Genomic DNA, 25,416 nt, shown 5'->3' with positions numbered 1-25,416 from the left:
CCGTTCGCCGGTTCCATCAGAGCCGGGCAAATACTGCAAAAAAGCCTGAGGAGCGGGCTCCTCAGGCTCAGTCTGTGAATCAACTATGGAGGCACTGTGAAGGCATTGCAAGGCGTTGACGGACATGTGGCCTGGGTCGAGGCCGAACGCCCGGCCTGTGACGCGGGCCAAGTGCGCATTCGCGTGGCTGCAGCGGGGCTGAACCGCGCCGATCTGTTGCAGATGAAAGGGTTGTATCCACCGCCGCCAGGCGCGAGCCCCTACATGGGCCTGGAGTGCGCCGGGGTGATCGAGGAGGTCGGTGCCGGCGCTGACTGGCGTGTGGGCGACCGCGTCTGCGCGCTGCTGGCCAGCGGTGCCATGGCGGAAGAAGTGGTGGTCGATGCGCGTCATGTGTTGCCGGTGCCAGAAGGCCTGAGCCTGCATGAAGCGGCGGCGCTGCCAGAGGTGTATGCCACGGCGTGGCTGAACATCTTCCAGCTGGGCAAGGTGAAGGCCGGTGAGAAGGTGCTGGTGCATGCGGGCGCCAGCGGTGTGGGCTCGGCGGCGATTCAGTTGTGCAAGGCCTTCGGCAGCCCGGTATGGGTCAGTGTCGGTTCCCAGGACCGCCTGGACTACTGTGAGGCGCTGGGCGCCGCGGGGGGCGTGGTGCGTAACCAGAACCTCGACGCGCTGGAAGGCATTGGGCCGTTCGACGTGATCCTGGACCCGGTGGGGGCCAGCTACGGTGAGCTGAACCTCAAGCTGCTGGCCCGTGACGGGCGTTGGGTGATCATCGGCCTGATGGGTGGGCGCAAGTTCGAACTGGACCTGGCCCAGGTGCTGGGCAAACGCCTGGAGATCACCGGCTCGACCCTGCGCAACCGTGATGACGGCTTCAAGGCCGAGCTGCTGCGCGAATTGCAGCAGCAGGTGTGGCCGCTGTTCGCCGAAGGGCGCCTGTCGCCGCAACTGGTCGATACCTACCCGGTGGAGTTTGCCCAGGCGGCTTATGCCGAGCTTGAGAGCAACCAGGTGTCCGGCAAGCTGGTGATGGTCATCGACCCGAGCCTGGCGTAAGCAGGCCCGGCCCTTTCGCGGCGGTTCGGCGCCCCGACGTGCCCGCGAAAGGGCCAACACTAATCTTCAGGACCAGCTCAGGATAGGCCAGCCATTCTTCTCGGCATGTTCCCGCAACACCGCATCCGGGTTCACCGCATGCGGATGATCTACCTTCAGCAACAGCGGCAGGTCGTTCCTCGAATCAGAATAGAAACTTGCACCTTCCAGGTTTTCCTGCTCCTGATCCAGCCATTCCAGCAGGCGGGTGATCTTGCCCTCGCGGTAGGTCAACACGCCATGGGTGTTGCCGGTATACACCCCGTTCACTGCCTCCAGCTCGATCGCCAGGTACTCATCCACCCCCAGCCGCGCCGCAATCGGCCCCACCAGGTGCGTGCCTGAGGCGGAAATGATCAGGATCCGGTCGCCTCGCTGGCGGTGCTCGGCAATGCAGCGGCAGGCGTCGCCGTAGATGATCGGCTCGATCACCTCCTCGACCCACGGCTCCACCAAGTGCTCGACCTCTTCCAGCGTGCGCCCGGCAATCGGCTCCAGGCTGAAGGCCATGTAGTCTTCCATGCGCAGGTGGCCCTTGCCGTAGGCCTCCATCAGTTCATGGTCGCGGCGCAGGAACGCCTTGCCGTCGACCCAGCCCAGCCGGGCCATCTGTTCGCTCCACAGCGAAGCGCAGTCGCCATGGATGAGGGTTTCGTCCAGATCGAAAATTGCCAGTGCCATCTTGATGATTCTCCTTAAGCCACTTCACGCAACGCCGTGGGGTCGATCGACAGGGAGACCCGCTGGCCGTCTGCATGCAGGTCCTCAGGCGAGCGGTTGAGCACGTCGACCACCAGTTCCACCTCACGCACGTTCACCCGGTAGCGGATGACGTTGCCGAGCAGGCTGTGACTGCGCACCTCGGCGTCCAGTTCACCGTCCAGCCCCAGGGTGATCGACTCGGGTCGGATCGCCAGGCGACCGGCCACCGGCCGTTGCAGCAGGCGGCTGGCGCTGTCGGCATCGAGCAGGTTGTAGTTGCCGATGAAACCGGCGGCGAACAGGTCCACCGGCGCGGTGTAGAGGGTTTCGGCATCGCCGCTCTGGACGATGCGCCCCTGGTTCATCAGGAAAATGCGGTCAGACATCGTCAGCGCTTCCTCCTGATCATGGGTGACGAAGATGGTGGTCAGCCCCAGTTCGCGCTGGATCGCGCGGATCTGCTCACGCAGGTGTTTGCGAATGCGCGCATCCAGTGCCGACAACGGTTCGTCGAGCAGCAGCAGGCGCGGGCGAGTGACCAGCGAACGGGCCAGGGCCACACGCTGGCACTGGCCACCGGACAGTTGATGCGGGTAGCGCCCGGCGAAGCTGCCCAGCTCTACCAGCTCCAGTGCTTCGCGCACGCGCTGCTGGCTTTCATCGGCCTTGACCTTCTGCATGCGCAGGCCGAAGGCAACGTTCTGCTCCACGGTCATGTTAGGGAACAGCGCATAGCTCTGGAACACCATGCCGATCCCGCGCTTCTGCGGGCTTAGCGGCACGATGTCGTGGCCGTCGAGGAGGATCTTGCCGCCGTCCACCGGGGTCAGCCCGGCGATGCAGCGCAACAGGGTGGACTTGCCGCAGCCGGAGGGGCCGAGCAGGGTGACGAACTCGCCGCGTTCGATCTGGCAGTCGATGTTCTGGAAAACCGGGCTGCCGGCATAGCTTTTTTGCAGGTTTTGTACGCTGACGAAGCTCATGTCAGGTTTTGTCCTTGTTCAGGCGGTTGGCGACCCAGGTCAGCACCAGCACGAAGGCGAAATACGAGATCACCAGCGCGCTGTTGAAGTGGCCACTGCTGTTGCGCATGTTGTTCAGGTACACCTGCAAGGTCTCGTAGCGGGTGCCGACCAGCAGGTTGGCGAACACGAACTCGCCGAACAGGAACGAGAACGACAGCAGCAGCGCCACCATCAGGCCCTTGCGCAGGTTCGGCAGCACCACCAGCAGGGCGGCCTGCCAGGTGCTGGCGCCGAGCAGTTGGGCGGCGTCCATCAAGTCGCGCAGGTTGATTGCCTGCAGGTTGTTGGTAATGGCCCGGTACATGAACGGCAAGGCGATGGTGAAGTAGCAGCCGATCAGGATCCACGGCGTGCCGACCATCGCCATCGGGCCGCTGCCATAGAGCTGCAGCAGGCCCACCGACGACACCACCGGCGGTACCGCAAAGGGCAGCAGGATGAGGATGTTCATCAGTGCGTCGAGTTTCGGGAAGTGGTAGTGCACCACGAACAGCAGCGGCAGGATCAGCACCACCGACAGCAGCAACGCGCCCACGCACACCAGCAGCGACTGGCCGAACGCGGCCAGGAAGCGTGGTTCGCTCCACAGCGCGACGTACCACTTGAAGGTCAGGCCGCTGGGCAGCAGGCTTGCCGACCAGCTGGTGGCCAATGAGTAGAGCAGGGTGCCGGCCAGCGGTAGCAGCAGGATCAGGAACAGCAGGTACACCACCAGCCGATGGTAGAGCCCGGCGGAGGTTTTTTCAGCGCGCATGGTAGCTCCTCTTGAGCAGCCATTGATGAACCACCGTCACCAGCGTCATCAGCCCAACCAGCACCATCGCCAGGGCGCTGGCCAGGTTCGGGTCGAGGCTGATGTCGCCGGCCACCAGGCCGGCGATGCGGATCGGCAGCACGTTGAAGTTGCCGGTGGTCAGGGCATACACGGTGGCGTAGGCGCCGAGGGCGTTGGCCAGCAGGATGACGAAGGTGCCGAGCAGCGCCGGGGTCAGTACCGGCAGGCCGATATGCCGCCAGAACTGCCAGTGGCTGGCACCGAGCAGCGCGGCCGACTCGCGCCAGTCTTCGCGCAGGGCGTCGAAGGCGGGGTAGAGCAGCAGCACGCCGAGCGGGATCTGGAAATAGGTGTAGACCAGAATCAGCCCGCTTTTGGAGTAGATGCTGAAGTCCTCCAGCAGGCCGATCTGCTTCAGCAGCAGGGTCAACGCGCCATTGAAGCCGAGCAGGATGATGAAGGCGAAGGCCAGCGGCACCCCGGCGAAGTTGCTGGTCATGTTGGCGAAGGCGCTGACGAAGTCACGCAGCTTGGAGTCGACCTGGCGCAGCGAATAGGCGCCGAGGGTGGCGATGACGATGCCGAACAGGCTCGACCAGAAGCTGATCTCCAGGCTGCGTTGCAACGCCTGCAGGTAGAACTTCGAAGCGAACACCTTGCTGAAGTTGTCCATGCCCCAGCCTGCTTCCGATTGCAGGCTGTTGATCGCCACCCAGGCCAGCGGGGCGATCTGGAAGACCACGAAGAACACGGCGAACGGCAGCAGGCAGAGCAGGGCCAGGTAGCGGCCACGGTTCACTTGAGCAACTCCCGGCAAACCGACTTGTCGTGCGCCGCCCCGAGCAGCTCGCAGATGGTCCCGCACAATTCGGTCTGCAGTGGTTTGGCAGCCGGGTCGAGGCTGAAGGCATCGCCGAACACGAACAGCGGTACCTCACGCTCTTCGGCCAGCAGGCCGTTGTGCGAGCGGTCGTTGTTCATGCCGTGGTCGGCGGTGACCAGCACCTGATAGCCCTCTTCCAGCCAGAGCGGCAGGTAGTCGGACAACAGGATGTCGGCGCTGCGCGCGGCATTGCGGTACTGGCTGCTGTCCAGGCCATGGCGGTGGCCGACGTCATCGATGCTCATCGGATGCACCAGGAGGAAATTCGGTGCATGGCGGCGGCGCAGGTATTCGCCGTCGGCCAGCAGATGAGAGTCGGGGTAGCGGTCGTCCCAGTAGAACAGGCCGTGCTGGATCGGCAGTTTCGGCGCGTGGGTGTGGCGGTCGCGCTGGGGGTCGAAGGGCGAGCGGTTGTACAGCTCGCTCATCCAGTGATAGGCCGCCGCCGCCGTGCCCAGGTTGGCTTCGCGGGCGTAGTGGAACACGCTGCGCTGGTTCGACAGGCGGTTGATGTTGTTGTGCACGATGCCGCTGTCGATCGGTGCGACGCCGGTGAGGATGCACTCGTACAGCGGCCGTGACAGCGACGGCAATTCGCATTCCATACGGTACAGCGCGGCGCGGTCGGCCTCGACATAGGCGTGCAGGTGGCCCATGGCGTGGTGGGCGACCTGGTAGTTGAGGCCGTCGAGCAGGACCAGGATGACGTTGTGTTGCATGGTGGCTCCAGTCAAATCCGCGTTGGCTTCTTCGCGGGTAAACCCGCTCCCACAGGTACAGCACAGCTTTCAAGGCATGTGCGGTCCCTGTCGGAGCGGGCGCGCCCGCGAAAGGGCCGGATCAGGCACTACAAAAGCTAGCCTGTTACTCCATCTCGATGATCACTTGCTCCTGCCACATCTGCGGCAGCTTCTTCGAAGTCGCTTCCCACACCTCGGCATTCTTGATCGGCTGCGCGGCCTTGTACTGCTCGTTGGGCAGCAGCTTGGCCTGCACATCCTCCGGCAGCTTCAGGTGCTCGGCACGGATCGGCCGCGCATGGCCCTTGGCCAGGTTGATCTGCCCGGCGTCGCTGAAGATATATTCACGTGCAAGCTTGGCCGCGTTCGGGTGCTTGGCGTACTTGTTGATGATGGTGGTGTAGCCGGAGATCACCGTACCGTCCGACGGGATCAGCACTTCGAAACGCTTGGGGTCGATCTGCTCGCGGTAGCTCAGGCCGTTGAAGTCCCACACCACGCCAACCTCGACCTCGCCCTTCTCGATGGTCTGGATGGTCGGGTTGGCCAGCGACAGGCGCTTCTGCTGGGCCAGCTTGGTAAACAGCTGCAGGCCTGGGGCCAGGTTGCTTTCATCGCCCTTGTAGGCGATGGCTGCGGCCAGTACGCCGTTGGCAGCCTGGGCTGCGGTGCTGACGTCACCGATGGCGACCTTGTACTTGCCTTTTTCCAGGTCGTGCCAGCTGGTCGGGCGATCGCCTTCCTTGACCAGGTCCTTGTTGATGATGAAGGCGATGGTGCCGGTATAGGCCAGTGCCCAATGGCCGTCCTTGTCCTTGGCCCACTCCGGTACCTGGTCCCAGGTGCTTGGCTTGTATGGCTGGGTCACGCCCTTGCTGGCGGCGATCGGGCCGAAGGCGGCACCGACGTCGCCGATGTCGGCGCTGGCGTTGTCCTTCTCGGCTTCGAACTTGGCGATTTCCTGGGCCGAGCTCATGTCCGTGTCGCTGTGCTTGAGGCCGTACTTGCTGGCCAGGTCTTCCCAGGTTCCCTTCCAGTTGGCCCAGGCATCGGGCATGCCCACGCTGTTGACGTTGCCTTCCTTGCGGGCGGCGTCTTCCAGGGTTTTGAGGTCGGGGCCTGCGGCCATCGCCGAGGTGCACAGGGTAATGGCCGAACCGAGCAGTGACGCCATGAACAACTTTTTCATCCGAAGCTCCTTGGGTGGGTGCCTTTAGCGATCGTTGTTATGAGTGAAGCGGTTTTTGCTGACCGTTGGTCTAGGTCAGCAAAGCTTGAGCCAAGGTAGGCCGCTTGCATGACAGTTTGATGTAGGGCAGAGCCTGTACACGGCCTTGACGCTACAGCGTAGACCACCCGATGGCCGCGGATATGCTGGCTTGGCGCGTTTCTGGCAGGACCTGGCCAAGGCCTTTGTCACAGGATGTTCATCAGCCCTGCCTAGGCTTGCACTATTCTCCAGAGGCCTCGTTATGGGGCTGGACTAGTCCAGATAGGTAACCTTTTGATGCAGTCGACGCCCCCGCGCGCGGTAACAGCCATCTGCCATGCCCTGCAGGAGCAGATCGAGCACGGCCTGCTTGCACCGGGCGGCAAGCTGCCGGCCGAGCGCAAGCTCAGCGAGGTGTTCGCCACCACACGCATCACCCTGCGCGAAGCGCTGGTGCAGCTGGAAGCCCAGGGCCTGATCTACCGCGAAGAACGGCGCGGCTGGTTCGTTGCACCGCAACGCCTGACCTACGACCTGATCGAGCGTAGCCACTTTCATGCGATGGTGCGGGATCAGGGGAGGGAGGCCAGCACCGAGTTGCTCTCGGCGCGTCTTCAGCCGGCCTCGGCGGCGATCTGCGCGCGCCTGCAACTGCCGGCGCTGTCCAGCGTGGTGCGAATCTGCCGGTTGCGGCGCATCGATGGGCGGGCGGTGCTGTATGCCGAGCATTACCTGAACCCGAGGTACTTTCCGGGGATCCTCGAGCAGGACCTGGCGCAGTCGCTGACCGAGATCTACGGGCGGGTGTACGGCATCCGCTACGGGCAGGTGTGCTTCGAGATCCTGCCGACTGCCTTGCCGGTGGCGGCGGCGGGGGCGCTGAAGGTGTCGGCCGGCAGCCCGGGCCTGCATATCACCCGGGTCAACAGTGACCAGCATGGGCACCTGATCGACTGCGACCTGGAGTATTGGCGGCACGATGCCATCCGTATCCGCGCACAGGCCGGCTAGAGCGTTAGCTGGAGGCGCCGGCCCCTGCCACGCCACCGCCACCGGCAGTCACTACCTGTACCGACAGGCGCGGCGTGGCCAGGTCCAGCCCGGCTTCATCGAGCTGGCGCTTGAGCGCCAGGTTGAACGCCCGCGACACTTCCCACTGCTTGATCGGCGCGGTCTTGAAGCGTGCCCGCAGGATTGCCGAGCCTGACTCGAAACTTTCCACACCCTGCAGCTCCAGCGGCGACCAGATATTGCGGCGCATCAGCGGGTCGTTACGCAGTTTCTGCCCCACTTCGCGGATCAGCGTAATTGCCTGGTCGATGTTCATGCTGTGCGGGATGGCGACACGGAAGATCGCGTAGCCGAACTCACGGGAGTAGTTCTTGATGCTCTTGATCTCGCTGAACGGAATGGTATGCACGATACCGTCGATATCGCGCAGGCGTACGGTACGGATGGTCAGGCCCTCGACCGTGCCCAGGTGGCCGCCGACATCGACATAGTCGTCGATCGCCAGCGAGTCTTCGATGATGATGAACAGGCCGGTGATCAAATCGGCCACGAGCGACTGCGCGCCAAAACCGATGGCCAGGCCGATCACACCGGCACCGGCCAGCAGCGGCGTAACGTTCATGCCCATATTGGCCAGAGCGACGATCACCGCAATGATGAAGATCACCACGAACATCACGTTGCGGATCAGCGGCATCATCGTCTGTGCACGGGCGTTGGCCAGGCCCCGGCGCGAGCGCACCAGGGCATGGTGGACGGCGGTGTCGGCAAGGATCCATACCAGCCAGGCGACGATCAGCGTACCGGCCAGGCCCAGCAGGCGCACGCTCACGTCATGGCCTTCGCCCTCGGCGAAGCCGATCATCGACAGGCCCCATACGCGCAAGCCCAGTTCGATGAATACCAGCCAAATGAACAGGTGCACCAGCAGGTAGGCAAAATTGCGCAGGCGCTCGGCGTACACCGCCTGGCGCTTGTTGGCGCGTTTGGGGTTGGCGGCGTGGCGGCGGACCAGGCCGTTGAGCACCATGCACACCACCACCAGCACCGTGCACATCAACGACTGGCGCAGGGCGGTGCTGGTGTCACCGGCGGAAATGAAGGTGGCGAACAGCGAAATGGCCACCAGGATCAGTGCCGGCACGAACCAGAAGCTGCCGAGGATCTCGATGGTGTCGCTCAGGGTGCGCCGGGTCAGGCGCCGGGCCAGGGGCTGGTTGCGGATCAGGTGGGCGATGGGCCGGCGGAAGCGCAGGATGAACAGGCCGGACGACAGCGCCGCGATGACATTGGCCAGGGTCGCCAGGGCGTGGGCCAGGTGGGTACCGAGTGCGACCAGCATGCGCGGGTCGCTCATGGCCTCGCCAAAGGCGGCGAAGCTGCCGATCAGCCACAGCGGGCGGAAGGCCTGATGACGCAGGATGTGCAAGGCGCGGTGGCGATGGGGGCCGTCGAGCAGCGAGAAGGCGATCACGCAGATGGCCGAGAAGCAGGTACCCACCACCAGCGCGTAGGCCAGCACCATCGCCAGCGATTTGCCCAGCGAAGGGGGCAGGGCAAAGCTCAGGTACACGGTGAAGATCAGTGCCACCAGCCACGGCCCCAGCTTGCGCAGGGCGAAGCGCACCAGGTCCCAGGTACGGGGGTGTTGCGGCAGCTCCTCGGTCAGGCCGAAACGCACCCGCACGCGGTGGCCAACCCAGTTGAAGGCATAGGCCAGCAAGCTCCACACCGCGATGACCGCGGCAAAGCCGAACAGGATGGCCGGCCATTGATGCACCGGCACGATCAGTTCGGTCAGTTCGGCCTGTGCCTGTTCGATTTCCTGCGACCAGCGCTGGAACGGGCTGGCGTCACCGCTGAACTGCTTTTCGAAGTCGTGCAGGGCGCTGCCGATCAGGCCCAGAACACCCTGTTCGACGGTAGGTTGCGATTGCCTGGTGGCGTCGCGCAGCTTCTTCAGGTCGGCCAGCAGCTTGGTGCGTTGCTGGTCGTTTTCGAGGTTTTTGATCACCTCGTCCAGTGAATTGGCCAGCGGCTCGGTTGCCTCCGGCTGAGCGGGGGCGCTGGAGCCCAGCAGGCCGGGCAGGCCGGCCGCCTGGGCCGGGGACATGAAGAGGAACAGCAGCAGGGCTAGGCAACGCAGGAAGGCTGGCACCGGGAAATCTACCTCAGGTCAAACGATTGACCGAGTGTAGAGGTTTATGTCGGCAGTTTCTCCAGGATCGTCCAGCAGGTTAGGCCAAAGATGCCCAAGGTGCCGATCCACATCATCAGCACGCCGATATTGCGCTCGCGCATGCTGAAGCCGATGGTCAGTAGCATCAGGAACAGGAACACCGGCACGAACAGTGAAAGGAAAGGGGACATGGGCAGCGGTCCTTCTGCTTGGGGGGCCATACAACAAGCATAGCGGGTTGGGCAGAAGGCGGATTGATCCTGGGCAGTTGTTTTCAGGCTCGGCCTCTTCGCGGGTAAACCCGCTCCCACAAGGTCCTCCACAGGACTGTAGGAGCGGGTTTACCCGCGAAAAGGCCAGGCCTGGCTACATCAATCTCAAGGCAGCTCGCGGCTACGGTAGAAGGCGCTCAGCACTTTCACCAGGTGCGCCAGGTCATGGCTGCCACACAGCTCGCGGATCGAATGCATGGCAAAGGTCGGCAAGCCGATATCCACCGTACGCACCCCCAGGTGGCTGGCGGCAATCGGCCCGATGGTCGAACCACAGCCCATGTCGCTGCGCACCACGAAGCTCTGCACCGGCACTTCCTCGGCCATGCACAGGTGGCGGAAGAACCCGGCGGTTTCGCTGTTGGTGGCGTAGCGCTGGTTGTTGTTGACCTTGATCACCGGCCCGGCATTGAGCTTGGGCCCGTGGTTGCCGTCGTGCTTGTCGGCATAGTTGGGGTGCACGCCGTGGGCGTTGTCGGCCGAGACCATCAGCGAGCGCTGGACAGTGCGCACGTAGGCATCGCCGTCCGGCAGCAGGCGCTGCAGGGTCTGTTCGAGCATCGGGCCATCGGCGCCACAGGCCGAGCAACTGCCGACTTCTTCATGGTCGTTGCACACCAGCACGCAGGTCTCGTCGCTGTCGGCGCCGAGCAGCGCCTGCAGGCCGGCATAGCACGACAGCAGGTTGTCCAGGCGGGCGCCGGCGATGAAGTCGCCATTGAGGCCGATCAGCGCGGCGTCCTGGGTGTCGTAGAAGCTCAGCTCGTAATCCAGCACCACGTCGGCGTTGAGGTCGTGCTCGCGGGCCAGTTGTTCGGTGAGCACGGCGCGGAAGTCGATGCGTTCGTCACCGGCCACCTGGGCGAGAATCGGTGGCAGTTCATGCTGCGGATTGATCTGCCAGCCTTCGTTGGCGGTGCGGTTCAGGTGGATCGCCAGGTTGGGGATGATCGCGATCGGCAGCTTGAAGTCGATCAGCTGGCTTTCTACCTTGCCGTCGCGGCGGAAGGTGACGCGCCCGGCCAGCGACAGGTCGCGGTCGAACCACGGCGCCAGCAGTGCGCCGCCGTACACTTCCACGCCCAGCTGCAGGAAGCCCTGGCGCTGCAACTCAGGCTGCGGCTTGACCCGCAGGCAAGGGCTGTCGGTGTGCGCACCGACCATGCGGATGCCGTTGTGCAGCGGCGACTGCTTGCCCAGCTTGATCGCGATGATCGAGGAGTCGTTGCGGGTTACGTAGTAACGGCCGCCGGGCACCGTGACCCAGCTGTCACGCTCGTCCAGGCGCTGGTAACCGGCCGCCTCCAGGCGCTGGGCCAGGCTGGCGGTGGCATGGAAGGGCGTCGGGGAGGCCTTGAGGAATTCGATCAGGCCGGTATTCAGTGCTTCGCGCATAACTCACTCCAGACAGCAGTGGCGCGAGTTTAGCGCAGTTACCTTCAGAAGGGGGCGGGGCACTCGAACTTCAATCGCTCACCGCTGACCGGATGGGTGAAGCTCAACATCGAGGCATGCAGGCACAGCCGTTCATGGGCCGCCAGCGCCTCGGGGTTGGCATACAGGCGGTCACCCAGCAGCGGGTGGCCGATTGACAGCATGTGCACGCGCAGCTGGTGCGAGCGCCCGGTGATCGGCGTCAGCTCGACCCGGCAGTGGTCCCCGCAACGCTCGACGATGCGCCAGAACGTCAGCGCATGCTTGCCCTGTTCATGGTCCACCACATGCCGAGGCTTGGTTGGCGGGTCGTAGCGCAGGGGCAGGTCGATGCTGCCGCTGTCCAGTGCCGGCTGGCCCCAGCACAACGCGGTGTAGGCTTTTTCGGTTTCGCGGTCATGGAACTGGCGCGACAGCTCGCGGTGGCTGTCGGCATCGCGGGCCAGCAGGATGATGCCAGAGGTTTCCCAGTCCAGGCGGTGCACGATCAGCGCGTCCGGGTAGCCGTTTTCCTGCAGGCGGGTGATCAGGCAGTCCTTGTTGTCCTCGGCGCGGCCGGGTACCGACAGCAGCAGGGTCGGTTTGTTGATCACCAGGATGGCGGCGTCTTCATGGAGGATCTGGATGTTCGACAGCGGCATTGCTTGATCTCGGTTATATCGGGGAAAAACAGCGGGGCCGCTTTGCGGCCCATTCGCGGCACAAGGCCGCTCCTACAGGGATCGCGTAACCCCTGTAGGAGCGGCCTTGTGCCGCGAATGGGCTGCAGAGCAGCCCCAGCTTTTAGCCGGATCAGCGATCAGGCAAGGTGATGTTCAGCTCCAGAATCGAGCAGCTGCCCTGGTTTTCCAGCTCGATGTGCACATCGTCGTTGCCGATGTTCACATATTTGCGGATCACTTCCAGCAGTTCTTTCTGCAGCGCCGGCAGGTAGTCCGGTTCGCTGCGCTGGCCGCGCTCATGCGCCACGATGATCTGTAGACGCTCTTTCGCTACCGACGCGCTGGTCTGTTTCTGTCTGCCACGAAAGAAGTCAAAAAGGTTCATGGTTTACTTGCCTCCAAACAGGCGCGCGAAGAATCCTTGCTTCGGCACTTCGACGAAACGCAGGGGTTTCTCTTTGCCCAGGAGGCGGTCGACAGTGTCGCTGTACGCCTGGCCGGCATCGCTCTGGTCGTCGAGGATGACCGGGATACCCTGGTTGGAGGCCTTTAGCACAGCCTGCGACTCGGGGATCACACCCTTGAGCTTGATCGCCAGGATCTCTTCGACGTCGGCGATGCTGAGCATTTCGCCCTTTTCCACGCGCTCGGGGTGGTAACGGGTGATCAGCAGGTGTTCCTTGATCGGCTCTTCGCCGTTCTCGGAGCGGCGCGACTTGCTCGACAGGATGCCCAGCATGCGGTCCGAGTCACGTACCGAGGACACTTCAGGGTTGGTCACGACAATGGCTTCGTCGGCGAAGTACATCGCCAGGTGCGCGCCTTTCTCGATACCGGCCGGGGAGTCGCAGATGACGTAATCGAACTGTTCTTTCAGCTCCATCAGCACCTTTTCCACGCCTTCCTGGGTCAGCGCGTCCTTGTCGCGGGTCTGGCTGGCGGCCAGCACGAAAAGGTTCTCCAGGCGCTTGTCCTTGATCAGGGCCTGCTGCAGGTTGGCTTCGCCGTTGACCACGTTGACGAAGTCGTACACCACGCGGCGCTCGCAGCCCATGATCAGGTCGAGGTTACGCAGGCCCACGTCGAAGTCGACGATGACAGTCTTGTGGCCGCGCAGTGCGAGGCCGGTGCCGATGGCGGCGCTGGTGGTGGTCTTGCCCACACCCCCCTTGCCGGAAGTAACGACGAGAATCTTGGCCAAGGTGTTTCACCCCTAAATAAGTCGGGACAGGTGTCCCAGCAATATGCAAATAAACGGCAACAGATGAAAAAGTTGCTCTAAAAATGACGGCAAGTATCCGTTAAAGACGGGTGATGTTCAACACGTCACCGGACAGGCTGACTTGCACGCCAGCGCCCCACAGCGGGTCGCGGCGCAGGTCTTCGCACACTTTGTACTGGCCGGCGATCGAGACCATTTCGGCGGTCATCTGCTGGCAGAAGATACGTGCCTTGGTATTGCCTTTGATCCCAGCCAGGGCGCGGCCGCGCATGGCGCCGTACACATGGATGTTGCCATCGGCGAGAAGTTCCGCACCCGGGCTGACCGAGGCGGTGACCACCAGGTCGCCACCCTGGGCATAGATCTGCTGGCCGCCGCGCACGGGGGCGGTGATGATGCGGGTCGGGCGCACTTCTGGCAAAACCGCAGGCTCCGGTGTCGGGGCAGGGGCGGGCTCGGCCTTTTTTACCTCGGGTTCGGGCTCCAGCGGCCGCTCACGGGCGCCAGACGGCGGCAGTACCGGCAGGTCGATGGCGATCGCCGCGGCGATGTCCTCGATGCGGTTGGCGCGGATCGCCAGGGTACGCAGGCCATGATGGCGGCAGATACGCATCAGCCCAGGCAGGTCGATCGCCCCTTCGTTGGCTGGCAGCTTGTCCAGCGCCAGCACCAGCGGCGTGTTGCTGAAGAAATTCGGCGCCTGGGCCACTTTCGCCGCCAGCTGGCGGTCGAGGGCTTCCAGGTCGTTACGCCCCAGTTCCAGCACAGTGATGGCGAGCATGCTGCCCTTGAGCTGGAACACGGAGGCGGTGTCGGGTGTGGGGTTTGGGCTCATGGTCTGCATAGACGGCTTGTTGCGAAAAAAGTGCCCTGACTTATAACGATAAGACCGGTTGGCCGCAACCGGTGCCGATCCGATGTAGAATGCTCGGCCTTTGTCTTGCCGGAAGCTTCAATGGAACGCCCGCGTTTTCGACCCTATTTCCTCCACCCGCGATTCTGGGGCCTGTGGCTGGGCCTGGGCCTGCTGTGGCTGGTGGTGCAGTTGCCCTACCGTGCCCTGCTGTGGCTCGGCGCTGCCCTGGGCGCGCTGATGTATCGCGTGGCCGGCGAGCGCCGGCGCATTGCCGCGCGCAACCTTGAATTGTGTTTCCCTGAGCTGTCCGACGACGAACGGCGGCATTTGCTCAAGGCCAACTTCGCCTCCACCGGTATCGCCTTCTTCGAAATGGCCATGAGCTGGTGGTGGCCCAAGGCTCGCCTGGCGCGCCTGGCCCACATCGAAGGCCTCGAGCACTTGCAGGCTGCGCAGCAGGCCGGCCAGGGCGCGATTCTGATGGCGGTGCACTTCACCACCCTGGAAATCGGCGCCGCGCTGCTCGGCCAGGCCCACACCATCGACGGCATGTACCGCGAGCACGGCAACCCGCTGTTCGACTTCATCCAGCGCAGTGGCCGTGAGCGACACAACCTCGATTCGCTGGCCGTGGAACGTGATGACGTGCGTGGCATGCTCAAGCTGCTGCGCTCGGGCCGGGCGATCTGGTACGCACCGGACCAGGACTACGGCACCAAGCAGAGCATCTTCGTGCCGTTGTTCGGCATCCCGGCAGCCACGGTCACCGCGACCACCAAGTTTGCCCGCCTGGGCAAGGCCCAGGTGATTCCGTTCACCCAGAAGCGCCTGGAGGATGGCAGCGGCTACCGTCTGGTGATCCACCCGCCGTTGGCAGACTTCCCCGGCGAGAGCGAAGAAGCCGATTGCCTGCGCATCAACCAGTGGGTCGAGGGTGTGCTGCGCGAGTGCCCAGAGCAGTACCTGTGGGCGCATCGGCGCTTCAAGTCGCGGCCTGAGGGTGCACCGCGGCTGTACGACAAGAAAAAACGCTAGGCCTTTTGTTGCCTGTGTCGGCCCTTTCGCGGGCCTGAAAACAGCTGATCCAGGAAGGAATCCATGGCGCCATCCCCGGTAACCGGTCTGATCCTCTCTGGCGGTGGCGCCCGCGCCGCCTATCAGGTCGGCGTCCTCGCCGGCATCGCCGAACTGCTGCCGCCCGGTGCGCATAACCCGTTCCCGGTCATTGTCGGCACCTCGGCCGGCGCCATCAACGCCGTCACCCTGGCCAGTGGCGCCACCCGTTTCAATGACGCCGTGCAGCGCCTCACCACTTTCTGGCAAAACTTCCGCAGCCGCCTGGTGATCCGCAGCGACTGGCCCGGTGTGGTGCGCCAGGCCAGCCGTTTTGTCGGCCACAGCCTGTTGGGCCTGGGCGGGCAGGTGCCGGTCGCCTTGCTCGACAGCAGCCCCCTGCGCGGCCTGCTGGAATCGCACCTGGACCTGGATGGCATTGGCCATTCCATCGCCGCAGAGCAGCTGCGGGCGGTCGCCGTGACCGCCTTTGGTTACGAAAGCGGCCAGGCGGTGACGTTCTACCAGGGGCGCGGCACCATCGACGCCTGGCTGCGCCACCGCCGCATCGGCGTACCTACGCCGTTGACCATCGATCATTTGCTGGCCAGCGCGGCGATCCCGCTGCTGTTCGCCCCGGTGCGCCTGGGCGACGAGTACTACGGTGACGGCGCGGTGCGCCAGTCGGCACCGATCAGCCCGGCCTTGCATCTGGGCGCCAGCCGGGTGCTGGTGGTCGGGGTCAGCGGCAACCCGCAGCGCCCGGCGGCGCCGTTGCCGACCCAGCGCGTGTTCAGCGGCCAGCAGCCGAGCCTGGCGCAGATTGGCGCGCACATGCTCAACAGCACGTTCATCGACAGCCTGGAAGACGATATCGAGCTGTTACAGCGGCTCAACCACCTCAGCCGGCTGTTGCCGGCGCACCTGGATGCACGGCGCCTGGGGCTGGCGCCGATCGAGGTGCTGGTGGTAGCGCCCAGCCAACCGCTGGACGAGATTGCGGCGCGGCACCGGCGCGAGTTGCCGGCGGCGTTGCGCCTGTTCCTGCGCGGTCCGGGGGCGACCCGGACCAGCGGAGCAGGGGTGTTGAGCTATCTGCTGTTCGAGGCCAGCTATTGCAGCGAACTGATCGAACTGGGGCGGCGCGATGCCCTGGCCAAGAAGCGCGAGTTGTGCCAGTTCCTGGGCATTTGATATTGCCTTCACCTGCCTCTTACTCGGCTATCTGCAGCTTGCGCGCCTGGGTGTACACATAACGCACTTTTTCATACTCGAACGGCGAGTTGAGCTGCCCATAGCGGAATTTGGTGGTGTAGCGCTTGTCCACCACGCGCAAGGCGAAGATTTCCGGGTGATGCTCGCTGGCTTCGGCCACGTTCAGGTAATTGACCGCCTGCTCGCCGGCATAGTCCACCACCAGTCCGCTGGTGTCGCGCAGGTTCGACGGGCCGAGTACCGGCAGCATCAGGTACGGCCCCTCCGGCACGCCATAGAAGCCCAGGGTCTGGCCAAAGTCCTCGCTCTGGCGCGGCAGGCCCATGCTGGTGGCCGGGTCCCACAAGCCGCCCACGCCGATGATGGTGTTGAACATCAGCCGCGCGGTGATCTCCGCCGAGCGTTTTGCCTTGAGCTGCAGCACGCTGTTGAACAGGTTCGGTATGTCACCCAGGTTGTTGAAGAAGTTGCTCACCCCGGTGCGCACGAAGCTGGGCGTGACGTACTGGTAGCCGTTGACCAGCGGCAGCAGCACCCATTGGTCGAGGCGGTAGTTGAAGTGGTAGATGCGCCGGTTCACCGACTCCAGCGGGTCGTACACGTTCAGCGCTTCCAGGGTCGAGCGTTCGAATTCGCGCTGGTCGAGCCCCGGGTTGAATTTCAGTTCGCGCAGCGGGTCGATGAAGCCGTCGGCCTCTGGTGTCAGCGGCGCCTGGGTGACTTGCGGGTCGGCTTCGACCACGCTGGCCCGTGGTGCGATTTCCGCAGCCAGGGCATTGCCGGCGGCGACGAGCAGCGCGGTGGCGAGGAGGAATTTGTTAGCCACGGAAGAACTCCAGCATGGCGTCGCTGTTGACGCGGTAATTGAGGTTGCCGCAATGGCCGCCATGGGGGTAAAGGGTCAGGCGATCGCCGAACACCTTGCGCAGGAAGCCGATATCACCGGGGCCGAGGATAACGTCGTCGGCGTTGTGCATCACGGCGATCTTGTCGCTGTTGCGCAGATAGTCCTCCAGTGCATACAGGCTGACCTGGTTGACCAGCTGCAGGATGCTGTTGCCATCGGTACGGGCGCGCCACATCGGGATCACCTGCTCGGTCATGTAGCAGTCGAAGTCGCATTGCAGCGCCCGTTTGAAGAACGGCGTCAGGCTGCTGCCCTCGGTGATCGGGAACTTCGGCGGAATGATCAGGCCGCGGCGGTTGATCAGGTCGGAGGTAAAGGCGATGTCGGCCGCCGAGAAGCGGAACGAGGTGCCGATGAGCATGGCCATCTGTTCATTGGACAGGTGCTGTTTCGACTGCTGGAAGTCGTACAGCAGGGCGTCGTTGAGGTCGATGTAGCCCTTGTCCTGGAAGTAGCGGGTGAGCTTCGCCAGCATCAGTTCGTAGAAGGTGGTGCTGCGGTCGATGCCCTTGACCTGGGTTTGCACCAGTTTGTCGAGGTTATTGATCGAGGTGTACAGGTTGACCGGCGGGTTGAGCAGCAGCACGCGCTTGAAGTTGAAACTGCGGCGGGTTTCGTCGAGGTGGCTGACGAAGGCAGCGTCCAGCGCACCCAGGCTGTAGCCGCTCAGGTAGTACTCGCTGACCGGCAGGCGCGGGTGTTGGGCACGCACGGCCTGCATCACCCGGTACAAGTCCTCGGCGTCCTCCTGGCTGACCCCGGGGGTGGCGAAGCGCGAGGCGGCGCTCATGAAGTCGTAGCTGGTCGGCGACGACAGCTGCACCACGTGGTAGCCGGCCTGGTAGAACAACTTCTTGAGGTATTCGTTGATGCTGCTGGAGTAGGGCGCACCGGTACCGGCGATGAGGAAGATCAGCGGCGCCTCGTGGTCCTGGCGTGCCAGGCGGTACTTGAGCTTCTTCACTGCCCAGAAGTTGTCGGGCAGGGAGAACTCGCGCTCAGGGCGCAGGTTCAGGCTGTAGTCGGACTGGTCGATGTCATCGTCGCTGGGCAGGGTCGGGCGCTGCTCCGGTGGCGTAGTGGCGATGGTCGCCTCGAACGGGTTGGTCAAGGGGTAGCCGTAGCTGGCGGCGTCGATATCCCGCGCCGAAGCGGCCGCAGCCATGAGCAGGCCGCCAAGAAGGGCGGCAAGGCGCCAAGATCGAAGCATGTAGTCCCCCAGAAGGATCAAGGTCGTGCAGTACGCAGGCTAGGACCACGGGTGCCTGGGCAAAGTTGCCGAGCGCGGTGGCCTTTGGTGTGCTTGTTATCTGCAACATAGCTGCAGGGTTGTGATTTTGCCTTACAACAGGCCTTGGGCGATCATGGATGATTTCGATTACCGCTATTGGAGAATGGGATGTCTCGATCGCTGCCGGGCGCTCTATTGCTGATGTTTCTGACCCTCTGGCTCGCCGCCAGTTATGGCGTGCGCTATGGGCTGATGGAAGATGGGCAGTGGGTAGGGTTGTGCTCGACGCCGGGCGACTACTGGCAATGCCAGGTGCGTTCGCTGTTGGGGCTGGGCATTCATTTTCAGCTGTTGGCCTGGGCCGGGTTGGCGCTGGCCTTGCTGGCGCAGCTGGTGGCGGGGCGCGCCGGCTGGTGGCTGGCGGTGCTGGCGCTGGTGTTCGGCATTCCTGCGCTGGTGCTGTATACCGCCAGCATTGCGGTGTTCGTGGTGGTGCTGGCGGGGTTGCGGCTGGTCCGGTAACCGAGCCGGGGCTGACAGGGGCTGCAAAGCAGCCCCAGAATATCAAGCCAGACGCAACCGCAAGCTGCGCCACAAGGCTGCAGTCATCAACACACTGACCACCGCCCAGCCCCAGGCCTGCTGGTTCTGCAGCCCTTCCCGATACAGCTGCGGCAGCACCCCGGCCCCGATGATGAAGGCCAGCAATGCCACCTCCGCTCGCCGCGCCGCCACCGGCCTCAGCAGGTAGACCAGCGCCGGCAATGCCAGCGCCACGCTGGGGAAGCTGCGGTAGCGCGGGTCGAACACCATCGCCAGCATGCTTACCGCCGCTGCAAAACCGGCCGCGAGCAACAGCCAGCCCGCCCGAGCCTGCACGTAGTCGAACAGCCGCCGACGCCAGCCGTCGCGACATGCCAGGGCAAGGGCCGCATGCATCAGCACCAGCAGGTTCAACCCGGCGAGCACCACCGCCCACAGCCATTCCCCGGCAAACCGCGCATGGGTGCGCATCAACTCGCCCCACAGCCCCAGGCAGCCCGTGCCAAACGCGGCCAACAGTGGCAGCAGCAAGGCCGCCAGCGGTGTCGCGGGGCGCCCGGCCATCAGCAGCGTGGCTGCCATCAACAGTGCACTCGCCAGCAACCACTGCGGCCAGTACTGCAAGTTGCTGACCGGCCCTTCAAGTACGCCTTTGTCCTGCCGGTCGGCATCGTACAGCCCCCAATAGCCGCCCACGGCGCCTTCACTGGCTCGCTTCCACGGCTGGTCGAAGGCTTCGATCAGGTTGTAGTGCCAGCCATTGGCCTCGGCCAGGCTGACGAAACCACGGATGAAACGCGCCTCGTTGGCCCGGCTCGGTACTGCGGTCTCGCGTTGGCGACCTTCGCTGGGCCAGCCGGTTTCGCCGATGAAGATGTCTTTGGGCGCGAAACGGTTGCCGAACACGTGGCGCACGTCGGCAACATGGGCCAGGGCATCCTCGATGCCGCGTGGGTCGTCTTCCCAGTAGGGCAGCAGGTGGATGGTCAGGAAGTCCACGGCCGGCGCCACCTGCGGGTGCTGCAACCAGAACTCCCAGACATCGGCATAGGTCACCGGCACACTGACCTGGCTTTTCACCTTTGCAATCAGCGCAGCCAGCTGCTCGCCGGTCACTTCCTTGCGCAACAGCGCCTCGTTGCCGACGATGACTGCGCTGACCACGTCCGGGTTGGCATTGGCGGCGGCAATCAGTGCGTCCACTTCCTTGCCGGTGTCGACCGGGTTGGCGTTGACCCACGCGCCGAGCATGACCTTCAGCCCATGCTTGCGCGCCAACGCCGGGATTGCCTCAAGGCCGGTCATCGAATAGGTGCGGATGCACTGGAATCGCTCGGCCAGCAACGCCAGGTCGGCATCCATGCGCGCCGGGCGCAGGCGAAAAGGCTGGTCGAAGGGCGACTGGTCCTTGTCGAACGGGGTGTACGACGCACACTGCAACTTATGCGTGGGGCTGGCCGCGTCGGGCAACTGCACCGGCTTGCCCAGCCCGTACCACAGCGCTCCCAGCCCGAGCAGGGCGAGCAGGCAGGCAAGCAGGTACAACGGCAGCAGGCGGGAGGCATCAGGCATCGGGCGGTCCATCGTCAGGCGCAAAACGTTAGATAGTAGCCTGACGCCAAACCGTTGGCATGCAAGGATCGCGCAGGGCGGTGTAACTCGATGCCGCTAATGGCACAGTGCTGTCGCCTATGGTGCGGTACAGGTCGCAGTGGGAGCAGGTCGCGCTTTGTTGCAGGAAGATGATGCAATCTCCAAGACCTGACGAGGGGATGCTTTTGATGGCTACTTTAACAAGAATGCGCCGTTTCCTGGGTGTGGGCACCGCCCTGGTATTGGCCATGAGCGCTGCACAGGCCATGGCCAAAGAAGTCAGCATTGGTTACGTGGATGGTTGGGCTGACAGTGTGGCGACCACCAACGTCGCCGCAGAAGTGATCAAGCAGAAACTCGGCTACGACGTGAAGCTGCAGGCCGTGGCCACCGGCATCATGTGGCAGGGTGTGGCCACCGGCAAGCTCGACGCCATGCTCTCGGCCTGGCTGCCGGTCACCCACGGTGAGTACTGGACCAAGAACAAGGACAACGTGGTCGATTACGGCCCGAACTTCAAGGACGCCAAGATCGGCCTGATCGTCCCCGAGTACGTCAAGGCGGTGAGCATCGCCGACCTCAAGACCGATACCAGCTTCAAGCAGAAGATCGTCGGTATCGATGCAGGCTCGGGCGTGATGCTCAAGACCGACCAGGCCATCAAGGACTACGACCTGACCGGCTACAAGTTGCAGGCCAGCTCCGGCGCGGCCATGACCGCCGAACTGGGCCGCGCGTATGCCAAGCAGCAGTCGATTGCAGTGACCGGCTGGGTGCCGCACTGGATGTTCGCCAAGTGGAAGCTGAAGTTCCTCGAAGACCCGAAAGGCGTATATGGCGCGGCTGAGACCGTGAACAGCATCGGCAGCAAGGAACTGGCGACCAAGGCGCCGGAAGTGGCGGAGTTCCTGAAGAAGTTCAGCTGGCAGTCCAAGGATGAAATTGGCGAGGTGATGCTGGCGATTCAGGAAGGTGCCAAGCCTGAGGCAGCGGCCAAGGATTGGGTGGCCAAGCACCCGGACCGGGTAAAGGAGTGGACTGGCAAGTAACAACCCTTTGGGGCCAGTTTTGATTCGTCGCGGATAAATCCGCTCCTACAGAGATCCCTGTAGGAGCGGATTTATCCGCGATGGGCCATCACTTTGTTACGCAATCGGTAAAACACCGTTGCATCTAATACTAAGGTCGTCTGGTTGGCGTCCAGCAGCTGCATAAAGTAAGGGTGTGGGTTCCATTCCCTACCTGTGCTGCTAGGACAAAAACAATGAACGACAGCATTTACCTCTCGATTCAAAACAGCCCGCGCTTCAAGGAGCTGGTCAGCAAACGTGAACGGTTCGCCTGGATTCTCTCGGCGATCATGCTCGGCCTCTACTGCGCCTTCATCCTCCTGATCGCCTACGGTCCACAGATTCTGGGCACCAAGCTCAGCCCTGGCTCGTCGATTACCTGGGGCATTCCCCTGGGCGTCGGCCTGATCGTCTCGGCTTTCGTCCTGACCGCCATCTATGTGCGCCGCGCCAACGGTGAATTCGATGAGCTGAACAAGGCCATCCTGAAGGAGGCGCAACAATGATTCGCCACGCCAAAGCCCTGGCCATCCTGGCCTGCGGAGCCTTCGCACCCGCCGTGTGGGCCGCCGATGCCCTGACCGGCGAGGTGCAGAAACAACCGCTGAACGTCCCGGCGATCGCCATGTTCGTGGCCTTCGTCGCCTTCACCCTCGGTATTACCTACTGGGCCTCCAAGCGCAACAAGTCGGCGGCTGACTACTATGCCGCCGGTGGCAAGATCACCGGCTTCCAGAACGGCCTGGCGATTGCCGGCGACTACATGTCGGCGGCCTCGTTCCTGGGTATTTCGGCCCTGGTGTTCACCTCTGGCTACGATGGCCTGATCTACTCGATCGGCTTCCTGGTCGGCTGGCCGATCATCCTCTTCCTGATTGCCGAACGCTTGCGCAACCTCGGCAAGTACACCTTCGCCGACGTTGCCTCGTACCGCCTCGGGCAAAAGGAGATCCGCACCCTGTCGGCCTCCGGTTCGCTGGTGGTGGTGGCGTTCTACCTGATCGCTCAGATGGTCGGCGCGGGCAAGCTGATCGAGTTGCTGTTCGGCCTGGACTACCACGTCGCGGTGATCCTGGTGGGTATCCTGATGTGCCTGTATGTGCTGTTCGGCGGCATGCTGGCCACCACCTGGGTGCAGATCATCAAGGCCGTGTTGCTGCTGTCCGGTGCCAGCTTCATGGCCCTGATGGTAATGAAACACGTCGGCTTCGACTTCAATACGCTGTTCTCCGAAGCGATCAAGGTGCACGCCAAGGGTGAGGCGATCATGAGCCCGGGTGGCCTGGTCAAAGACCCGATCTCGGCGTTCTCCCTGGGCCTGGCGCTGATGTTCGGTACCGCTGGCCTGCCGCACATCCTGATGCGCTTCTTCACCGTCAGTGACGCCAAGGAAGCCCGCAAGAGCGTGCTGTACGCCACCGGCTTCATCGGCTACTTCTACATCCTGACCTTCATCATCGGCTTTGGCGCGATCCTGCTGGTCAGCACCAACCCGGACTTCAAGGACGCCGCTGGCGCCCTGATCGGCGGCAACAACATGGCGGCGGTGCACCTGGCCGATGCCGTGGGCGGCAGCGTGTTCCTCGGCTTCATCTCGGCGGTGGCCTTTGCCACCATCCTGGCGGTGGTCGCCGGCCTGACCCTGGCTGGTGCCTCGGCGGTCTCCCACGACCTTTACGCCAGCGTCTGGCGCAAGGGCAAGGCCAACGACAAGGACGAGATCCGCGTGTCGAAGATCACCACCATCGCCCTTGGCGTGCTGGCGATCGGCCTGGGCATCCTGTTCGAGAAGCAGAACATCGCCTTCATGGTCGGCCTGGCGTTCTCCATCGCCGCCAGCTGCAACTTCCCGGTACTGCTGCTCTCGATGTACTGGAAGAAACTGACCACCCGCGGCGCCATGATCGGCGGCTGGCTGGGCCTGGTGAGCGCGGTTACGCTGATGATTCTTGGCCCGACCATCTGGGTGCAGATCCTCGGCCATGAGAAAGCCATCTACCCGTATGAATACCCGGCGCTGTTCTCGATGATCATCGCCTTCATCGGCATCTGGTTCTTCTCGATCACCGACAAGTCCAAGGCAGCAGATGACGAACGTGCCAAGTTCTTCCCGCAGTTCGTCCGCTCGCAGACCGGCCTGGGCGCTTCCGGCGCGGTTTCGCACTGATCCACCTGCAAAAAAAAACCGCGCTCAGGCGCGGTTTTTTTCATGGGCTGCGGCTAGATCATGCCTAGCAGCAATAGCACCAGCAGAATCACCAGCACCACACCAACGATGCCGGACGGGCCGTAGCCCCAGCTGCGCGAGTGCGGGAATACCGGTAAGCCACCAATCAGCAGAAGGATCAGGATGATGATGAGAATCGTGGTCATGACGGAGTCCTTGCGTGGTTGAAGGTCAAGGGCCTCGGACTGCTGGCCTCTTGTAAATTCGGACTGTTGCCGCTTGTGAAAGATTCCATTTGTGTACTGCCCACACGGTCATGCCCGTCCATTCACTATCCTGATGAATCCTGCCTCTAGCCAAGGCCTTGATTAGACTCGTTGCACAACCTGTCAGAACAAGGCGTGCCACCATGCAAAACCGCATCATGATCACTGGCGCCGGCTCCGGCCTTGGCCGCGAGATCGCCCTGCGCTGGGCGCGTGAGGGCTGGCACCTGGCGCTGGCCGATGTCAACGAAGCGGGCCTGCGCGAAACCTTGGCGCTGGTCCGGGCCGCAGGAGGCGAGGGCTTCGTCCAGCGCTGCGACGTGCGCGACTATAGCCAGCTCACCGCCCTGGCCCAGGCCTGCGAAGAGAAGTTCGGCGGCATCGATGTGATCGTCAACAATGCCGGCGTCGCCTCGGGCGGCTTCTTCGCCGAGTTGTCGCTGGAAGACTGGGACTGGCAGATTGCGGTCAACCTGATGGGCGTGGTCAAGGGGTGCAAGGCGTTCCTGCCGCAGCTGGAGCGCAGCAAGGGGCGCATCATCAACGTCGCTTCCATGGCGGCGCTGATGCAGGGGCCTGGCATGAGCAACTACAACGTGGCCAAGGCCGGGGTGCTGGCACTTTCGGAGAGCCTCTTGGTGGAGTTGCGCCAGCTTGAGGTGGCGGTGCACTGCGTGTGCCCGTCGTTCTTCCAGACCAACCTGCTCGACTCGTTCCGCGGGCCCAACCCGGCGATGAAAGCCCAGGTCGGCAAGCTGCTGGAAGGCTCGCCAATCAGCGCGGCGGATATCGCCGACTACATCCACCGGCAAGTCGCGGCGGGTGAGTTCCTCATTCTCCCTCATGCGGCCGGGCGCCAGGCTTGGCAGCTCAAACGCCAGGCGCCGGAGCAGCTGTACGATGAGATGGCGGACATGGCGGTAAAAATGCGGGCCAAGGCGCAGCCGCGTTGATTGTAGGAATTATCTGTAGGAGAAATTACCCGCCTGCGTAGGCTTGCTCTGAATTGCGCGCAAAGTATTGTCCAGAGGAATATCCCTAAGCACTCTGCGGTCTTTTCCTGTTGTGAGAGGGCCGGGACATGTTGGTGATCACGCGTGAAATCGGTGAAGTCATCACCATTGGTGACGATATTCGGATCAAGGTGGTGGAAACGCGCAATGGCATGGTGCGCTTTGGTGTGGATGCACCGCGCGAGGTGCCGGTGCACCGGGCCGAGGTCTATCGGCGCATCAAGGCGGCGCTGGCGCGCAAGGCTGATCAGCCCTGATCAGCCTGAGCCGGCCTCTTTGCGGCTAAAGC

Annotated in this window: 27 protein-coding genes; 10 read left to right on the top strand and 17 right to left on the bottom strand. The window is 63.5% G+C overall.

Translation table 11 applies throughout. From position 1 onward, the window contains the following. Positions 1 to 96 precede the first annotated feature (96 nt). Positions 97 to 1,059 (top strand): NAD(P)H-quinone oxidoreductase, encoded by a 963-nt coding sequence (locus tag ACQKPS_RS14375; protein ID WP_254481046.1) that lies wholly within the window; start codon positions 97 to 99, stop codon positions 1,057 to 1,059. Positions 1,060 to 1,125: 66 nt separating this feature from the next. Here ACQKPS_RS14375 and ACQKPS_RS14370 read toward each other — a convergent pair whose 3' ends face one another. From ACQKPS_RS14370 to ACQKPS_RS14345, 6 genes are all read right to left on the bottom strand, one after another. Next, a complete protein-coding gene (locus ACQKPS_RS14370; protein ID WP_254481045.1) occupies positions 1,126 to 1,779 on the bottom strand; it encodes an HAD family hydrolase in 654 nt (217 codons plus the stop codon). Positions 1,780 to 1,793: 14 nt separating this feature from the next. After that, positions 1,794 to 2,783 carry an ABC transporter ATP-binding protein gene (locus tag ACQKPS_RS14365; RefSeq protein ID WP_254481044.1) on the bottom strand — a complete coding sequence of 330 codons (990 nt, stop codon included), beginning with the start codon at positions 2,781 to 2,783 and terminating at the stop codon, positions 1,794 to 1,796. A 1-nt stretch (position 2,784) separates the two neighbouring features. Continuing rightward, positions 2,785 to 3,579 (bottom strand): ABC transporter permease, encoded by a 795-nt coding sequence (locus tag ACQKPS_RS14360; protein ID WP_103449557.1) that lies wholly within the window; start codon positions 3,577 to 3,579, stop codon positions 2,785 to 2,787. Beyond that, on the bottom strand, positions 3,569 to 4,399 hold the full coding sequence (locus ACQKPS_RS14355) for an ABC transporter permease (protein ID WP_313201788.1): 831 nt from the start codon (positions 4,397 to 4,399) through the stop codon (positions 3,569 to 3,571). Before ACQKPS_RS14355 ends, ACQKPS_RS14360 begins: the two co-directional genes overlap by 11 nt. Continuing rightward, positions 4,396 to 5,202, bottom strand: coding sequence for an alkaline phosphatase family protein (locus ACQKPS_RS14350; protein ID WP_254481042.1), 807 nt, complete (start codon positions 5,200 to 5,202; stop codon positions 4,396 to 4,398). The genes ACQKPS_RS14355 and ACQKPS_RS14350 overlap by 4 nt, the downstream gene beginning before the upstream one ends. Before the next feature lie 145 nt (positions 5,203 to 5,347). Continuing rightward, on the bottom strand, positions 5,348 to 6,412 hold the full coding sequence (locus ACQKPS_RS14345; RefSeq protein ID WP_254481041.1) for an ABC transporter substrate-binding protein: 1,065 nt from the start codon (positions 6,410 to 6,412) through the stop codon (positions 5,348 to 5,350). Positions 6,413 to 6,730: 318 nt separating this feature from the next. Here ACQKPS_RS14345 and ACQKPS_RS14340 point away from each other — a divergent pair, with 318 nt between their 5' ends. Then, the gene (locus tag ACQKPS_RS14340; RefSeq protein WP_254481040.1) at positions 6,731 to 7,444 is read left to right on the top strand and encodes a UTRA domain-containing protein; all 714 of its coding nucleotides are present in this window, start codon (positions 6,731 to 6,733) and stop codon (positions 7,442 to 7,444) included. Positions 7,445 to 7,448: 4 nt separating this feature from the next. On the opposite strand, the gene ACQKPS_RS14335 is transcribed toward ACQKPS_RS14340, so the two are convergent. The 7 genes from ACQKPS_RS14335 to minC form a co-directional block, all read right to left on the bottom strand. Then, complete coding sequence (locus tag ACQKPS_RS14335; protein WP_254481039.1) at positions 7,449 to 9,602, bottom strand: mechanosensitive ion channel family protein; 2,154 nt, start codon at positions 9,600 to 9,602, stop codon at positions 7,449 to 7,451. A gap of 44 nt (positions 9,603 to 9,646) precedes the next feature. Beyond that, positions 9,647 to 9,814, bottom strand: coding sequence for a hypothetical protein (locus ACQKPS_RS14330; RefSeq protein WP_165837385.1), 168 nt, complete (start codon positions 9,812 to 9,814; stop codon positions 9,647 to 9,649). 186 nt (positions 9,815 to 10,000) lie between these two features. Continuing rightward, complete coding sequence (locus ACQKPS_RS14325; protein WP_254481038.1) at positions 10,001 to 11,290, bottom strand: M18 family aminopeptidase; 1,290 nt, start codon at positions 11,288 to 11,290, stop codon at positions 10,001 to 10,003. A gap of 44 nt (positions 11,291 to 11,334) precedes the next feature. Then, positions 11,335 to 11,970 (bottom strand): RluA family pseudouridine synthase, encoded by a 636-nt coding sequence (locus ACQKPS_RS14320; protein ID WP_019472567.1) that lies wholly within the window; start codon positions 11,968 to 11,970, stop codon positions 11,335 to 11,337. A 151-nt stretch (positions 11,971 to 12,121) separates the two neighbouring features. Continuing rightward, complete coding sequence (minE, locus tag ACQKPS_RS14315; RefSeq protein WP_003252572.1) at positions 12,122 to 12,376, bottom strand: cell division topological specificity factor MinE; 255 nt, start codon at positions 12,374 to 12,376, stop codon at positions 12,122 to 12,124. Positions 12,377 to 12,379: 3 nt separating this feature from the next. Beyond that, positions 12,380 to 13,192, bottom strand: a complete 813-nt coding sequence (gene minD / locus ACQKPS_RS14310) for a septum site-determining protein MinD (protein ID WP_054886417.1) — start codon at positions 13,190 to 13,192, stop codon at positions 12,380 to 12,382. Between the two features lie 100 nt (positions 13,193 to 13,292). Next, positions 13,293 to 14,057 carry a septum site-determining protein MinC gene (gene minC, locus ACQKPS_RS14305; RefSeq protein ID WP_254481037.1) on the bottom strand — a complete coding sequence of 255 codons (765 nt, stop codon included), beginning with the start codon at positions 14,055 to 14,057 and terminating at the stop codon, positions 13,293 to 13,295. 111 nt (positions 14,058 to 14,168) lie between these two features. Between minC and ACQKPS_RS14300 the strand changes: the two genes are divergently transcribed. Beyond that, positions 14,169 to 15,104 carry a lipid A biosynthesis lauroyl acyltransferase gene (locus ACQKPS_RS14300; protein ID WP_427604542.1) on the top strand — a complete coding sequence of 312 codons (936 nt, stop codon included), beginning with the start codon at positions 14,169 to 14,171 and terminating at the stop codon, positions 15,102 to 15,104. Positions 15,105 to 15,167: 63 nt separating this feature from the next. Further along, on the top strand, positions 15,168 to 16,316 hold the full coding sequence (locus ACQKPS_RS14295) for a patatin-like phospholipase family protein (protein WP_313201784.1): 1,149 nt from the start codon (positions 15,168 to 15,170) through the stop codon (positions 16,314 to 16,316). Positions 16,317 to 16,335: 19 nt separating this feature from the next. Here the strand turns inward: ACQKPS_RS14295 and ACQKPS_RS14290 are convergent, their stop codons facing one another. Then, positions 16,336 to 17,079 (bottom strand): MlaA family lipoprotein, encoded by a 744-nt coding sequence (locus tag ACQKPS_RS14290; RefSeq protein WP_409519865.1) that lies wholly within the window; start codon positions 17,077 to 17,079, stop codon positions 16,336 to 16,338. 76 nt (positions 17,080 to 17,155) lie between these two features. Further along, complete coding sequence (locus ACQKPS_RS14285; protein ID WP_254481033.1) at positions 17,156 to 18,454, bottom strand: serine/threonine protein kinase; 1,299 nt, start codon at positions 18,452 to 18,454, stop codon at positions 17,156 to 17,158. Positions 18,455 to 18,643: 189 nt separating this feature from the next. Here ACQKPS_RS14285 and ACQKPS_RS14280 point away from each other — a divergent pair, with 189 nt between their 5' ends. Further along, on the top strand, positions 18,644 to 18,997 hold the full coding sequence (locus tag ACQKPS_RS14280) for a hypothetical protein (protein ID WP_254481032.1): 354 nt from the start codon (positions 18,644 to 18,646) through the stop codon (positions 18,995 to 18,997). 42 nt (positions 18,998 to 19,039) lie between these two features. On the opposite strand, the gene ACQKPS_RS14275 is transcribed toward ACQKPS_RS14280, so the two are convergent. After that, positions 19,040 to 20,602 (bottom strand): beta (1-6) glucans synthase, encoded by a 1,563-nt coding sequence (locus ACQKPS_RS14275; RefSeq protein WP_254481031.1) that lies wholly within the window; start codon positions 20,600 to 20,602, stop codon positions 19,040 to 19,042. Between the two features lie 197 nt (positions 20,603 to 20,799). On the opposite strand from ACQKPS_RS14275, the gene ACQKPS_RS14270 reads away from it, so the two are divergent. The 3 genes from ACQKPS_RS14270 to ACQKPS_RS14260 all read left to right on the top strand — a co-directional run bounded on the left by ACQKPS_RS14270 (position 20,800) and on the right by ACQKPS_RS14260 (position 23,848). After that, positions 20,800 to 21,660 carry a glycine betaine ABC transporter substrate-binding protein gene (locus tag ACQKPS_RS14270; protein WP_254481030.1) on the top strand — a complete coding sequence of 287 codons (861 nt, stop codon included), beginning with the start codon at positions 20,800 to 20,802 and terminating at the stop codon, positions 21,658 to 21,660. A 215-nt stretch (positions 21,661 to 21,875) separates the two neighbouring features. Next, positions 21,876 to 22,187 carry a DUF485 domain-containing protein gene (locus tag ACQKPS_RS14265; RefSeq protein WP_054886409.1) on the top strand — a complete coding sequence of 104 codons (312 nt, stop codon included), beginning with the start codon at positions 21,876 to 21,878 and terminating at the stop codon, positions 22,185 to 22,187. Next, complete coding sequence (locus tag ACQKPS_RS14260) at positions 22,184 to 23,848, top strand: cation acetate symporter (protein ID WP_254481029.1); 1,665 nt, start codon at positions 22,184 to 22,186, stop codon at positions 23,846 to 23,848. The genes ACQKPS_RS14265 and ACQKPS_RS14260 overlap by 4 nt, the downstream gene beginning before the upstream one ends. Positions 23,849 to 23,901: 53 nt before the next feature. On the opposite strand, the gene ACQKPS_RS14255 is transcribed toward ACQKPS_RS14260, so the two are convergent. After that, complete coding sequence (locus ACQKPS_RS14255; RefSeq protein WP_012271016.1) at positions 23,902 to 24,054, bottom strand: DUF3309 family protein; 153 nt, start codon at positions 24,052 to 24,054, stop codon at positions 23,902 to 23,904. Positions 24,055 to 24,257: 203 nt separating this feature from the next. On the opposite strand from ACQKPS_RS14255, the gene ACQKPS_RS14250 reads away from it, so the two are divergent. Next, complete coding sequence (locus tag ACQKPS_RS14250; RefSeq protein WP_427604539.1) at positions 24,258 to 25,067, top strand: SDR family oxidoreductase; 810 nt, start codon at positions 24,258 to 24,260, stop codon at positions 25,065 to 25,067. A 128-nt stretch (positions 25,068 to 25,195) separates the two neighbouring features. After that, positions 25,196 to 25,384 (top strand): carbon storage regulator CsrA, encoded by a 189-nt coding sequence (gene csrA / locus ACQKPS_RS14245; protein ID WP_254481026.1) that lies wholly within the window; start codon positions 25,196 to 25,198, stop codon positions 25,382 to 25,384. Positions 25,385 to 25,416: the final 32 nt, after the last annotated feature.

The sequence above is a fragment of the Pseudomonas sp. NPDC086566 genome, assembly GCF_050280885.1.
Lineage (GTDB): Bacteria > Pseudomonadota > Gammaproteobacteria > Pseudomonadales > Pseudomonadaceae > Aquipseudomonas > Aquipseudomonas vlassakiae.
This window is presented reverse-complemented; position numbering and strand designations above follow the sequence as displayed.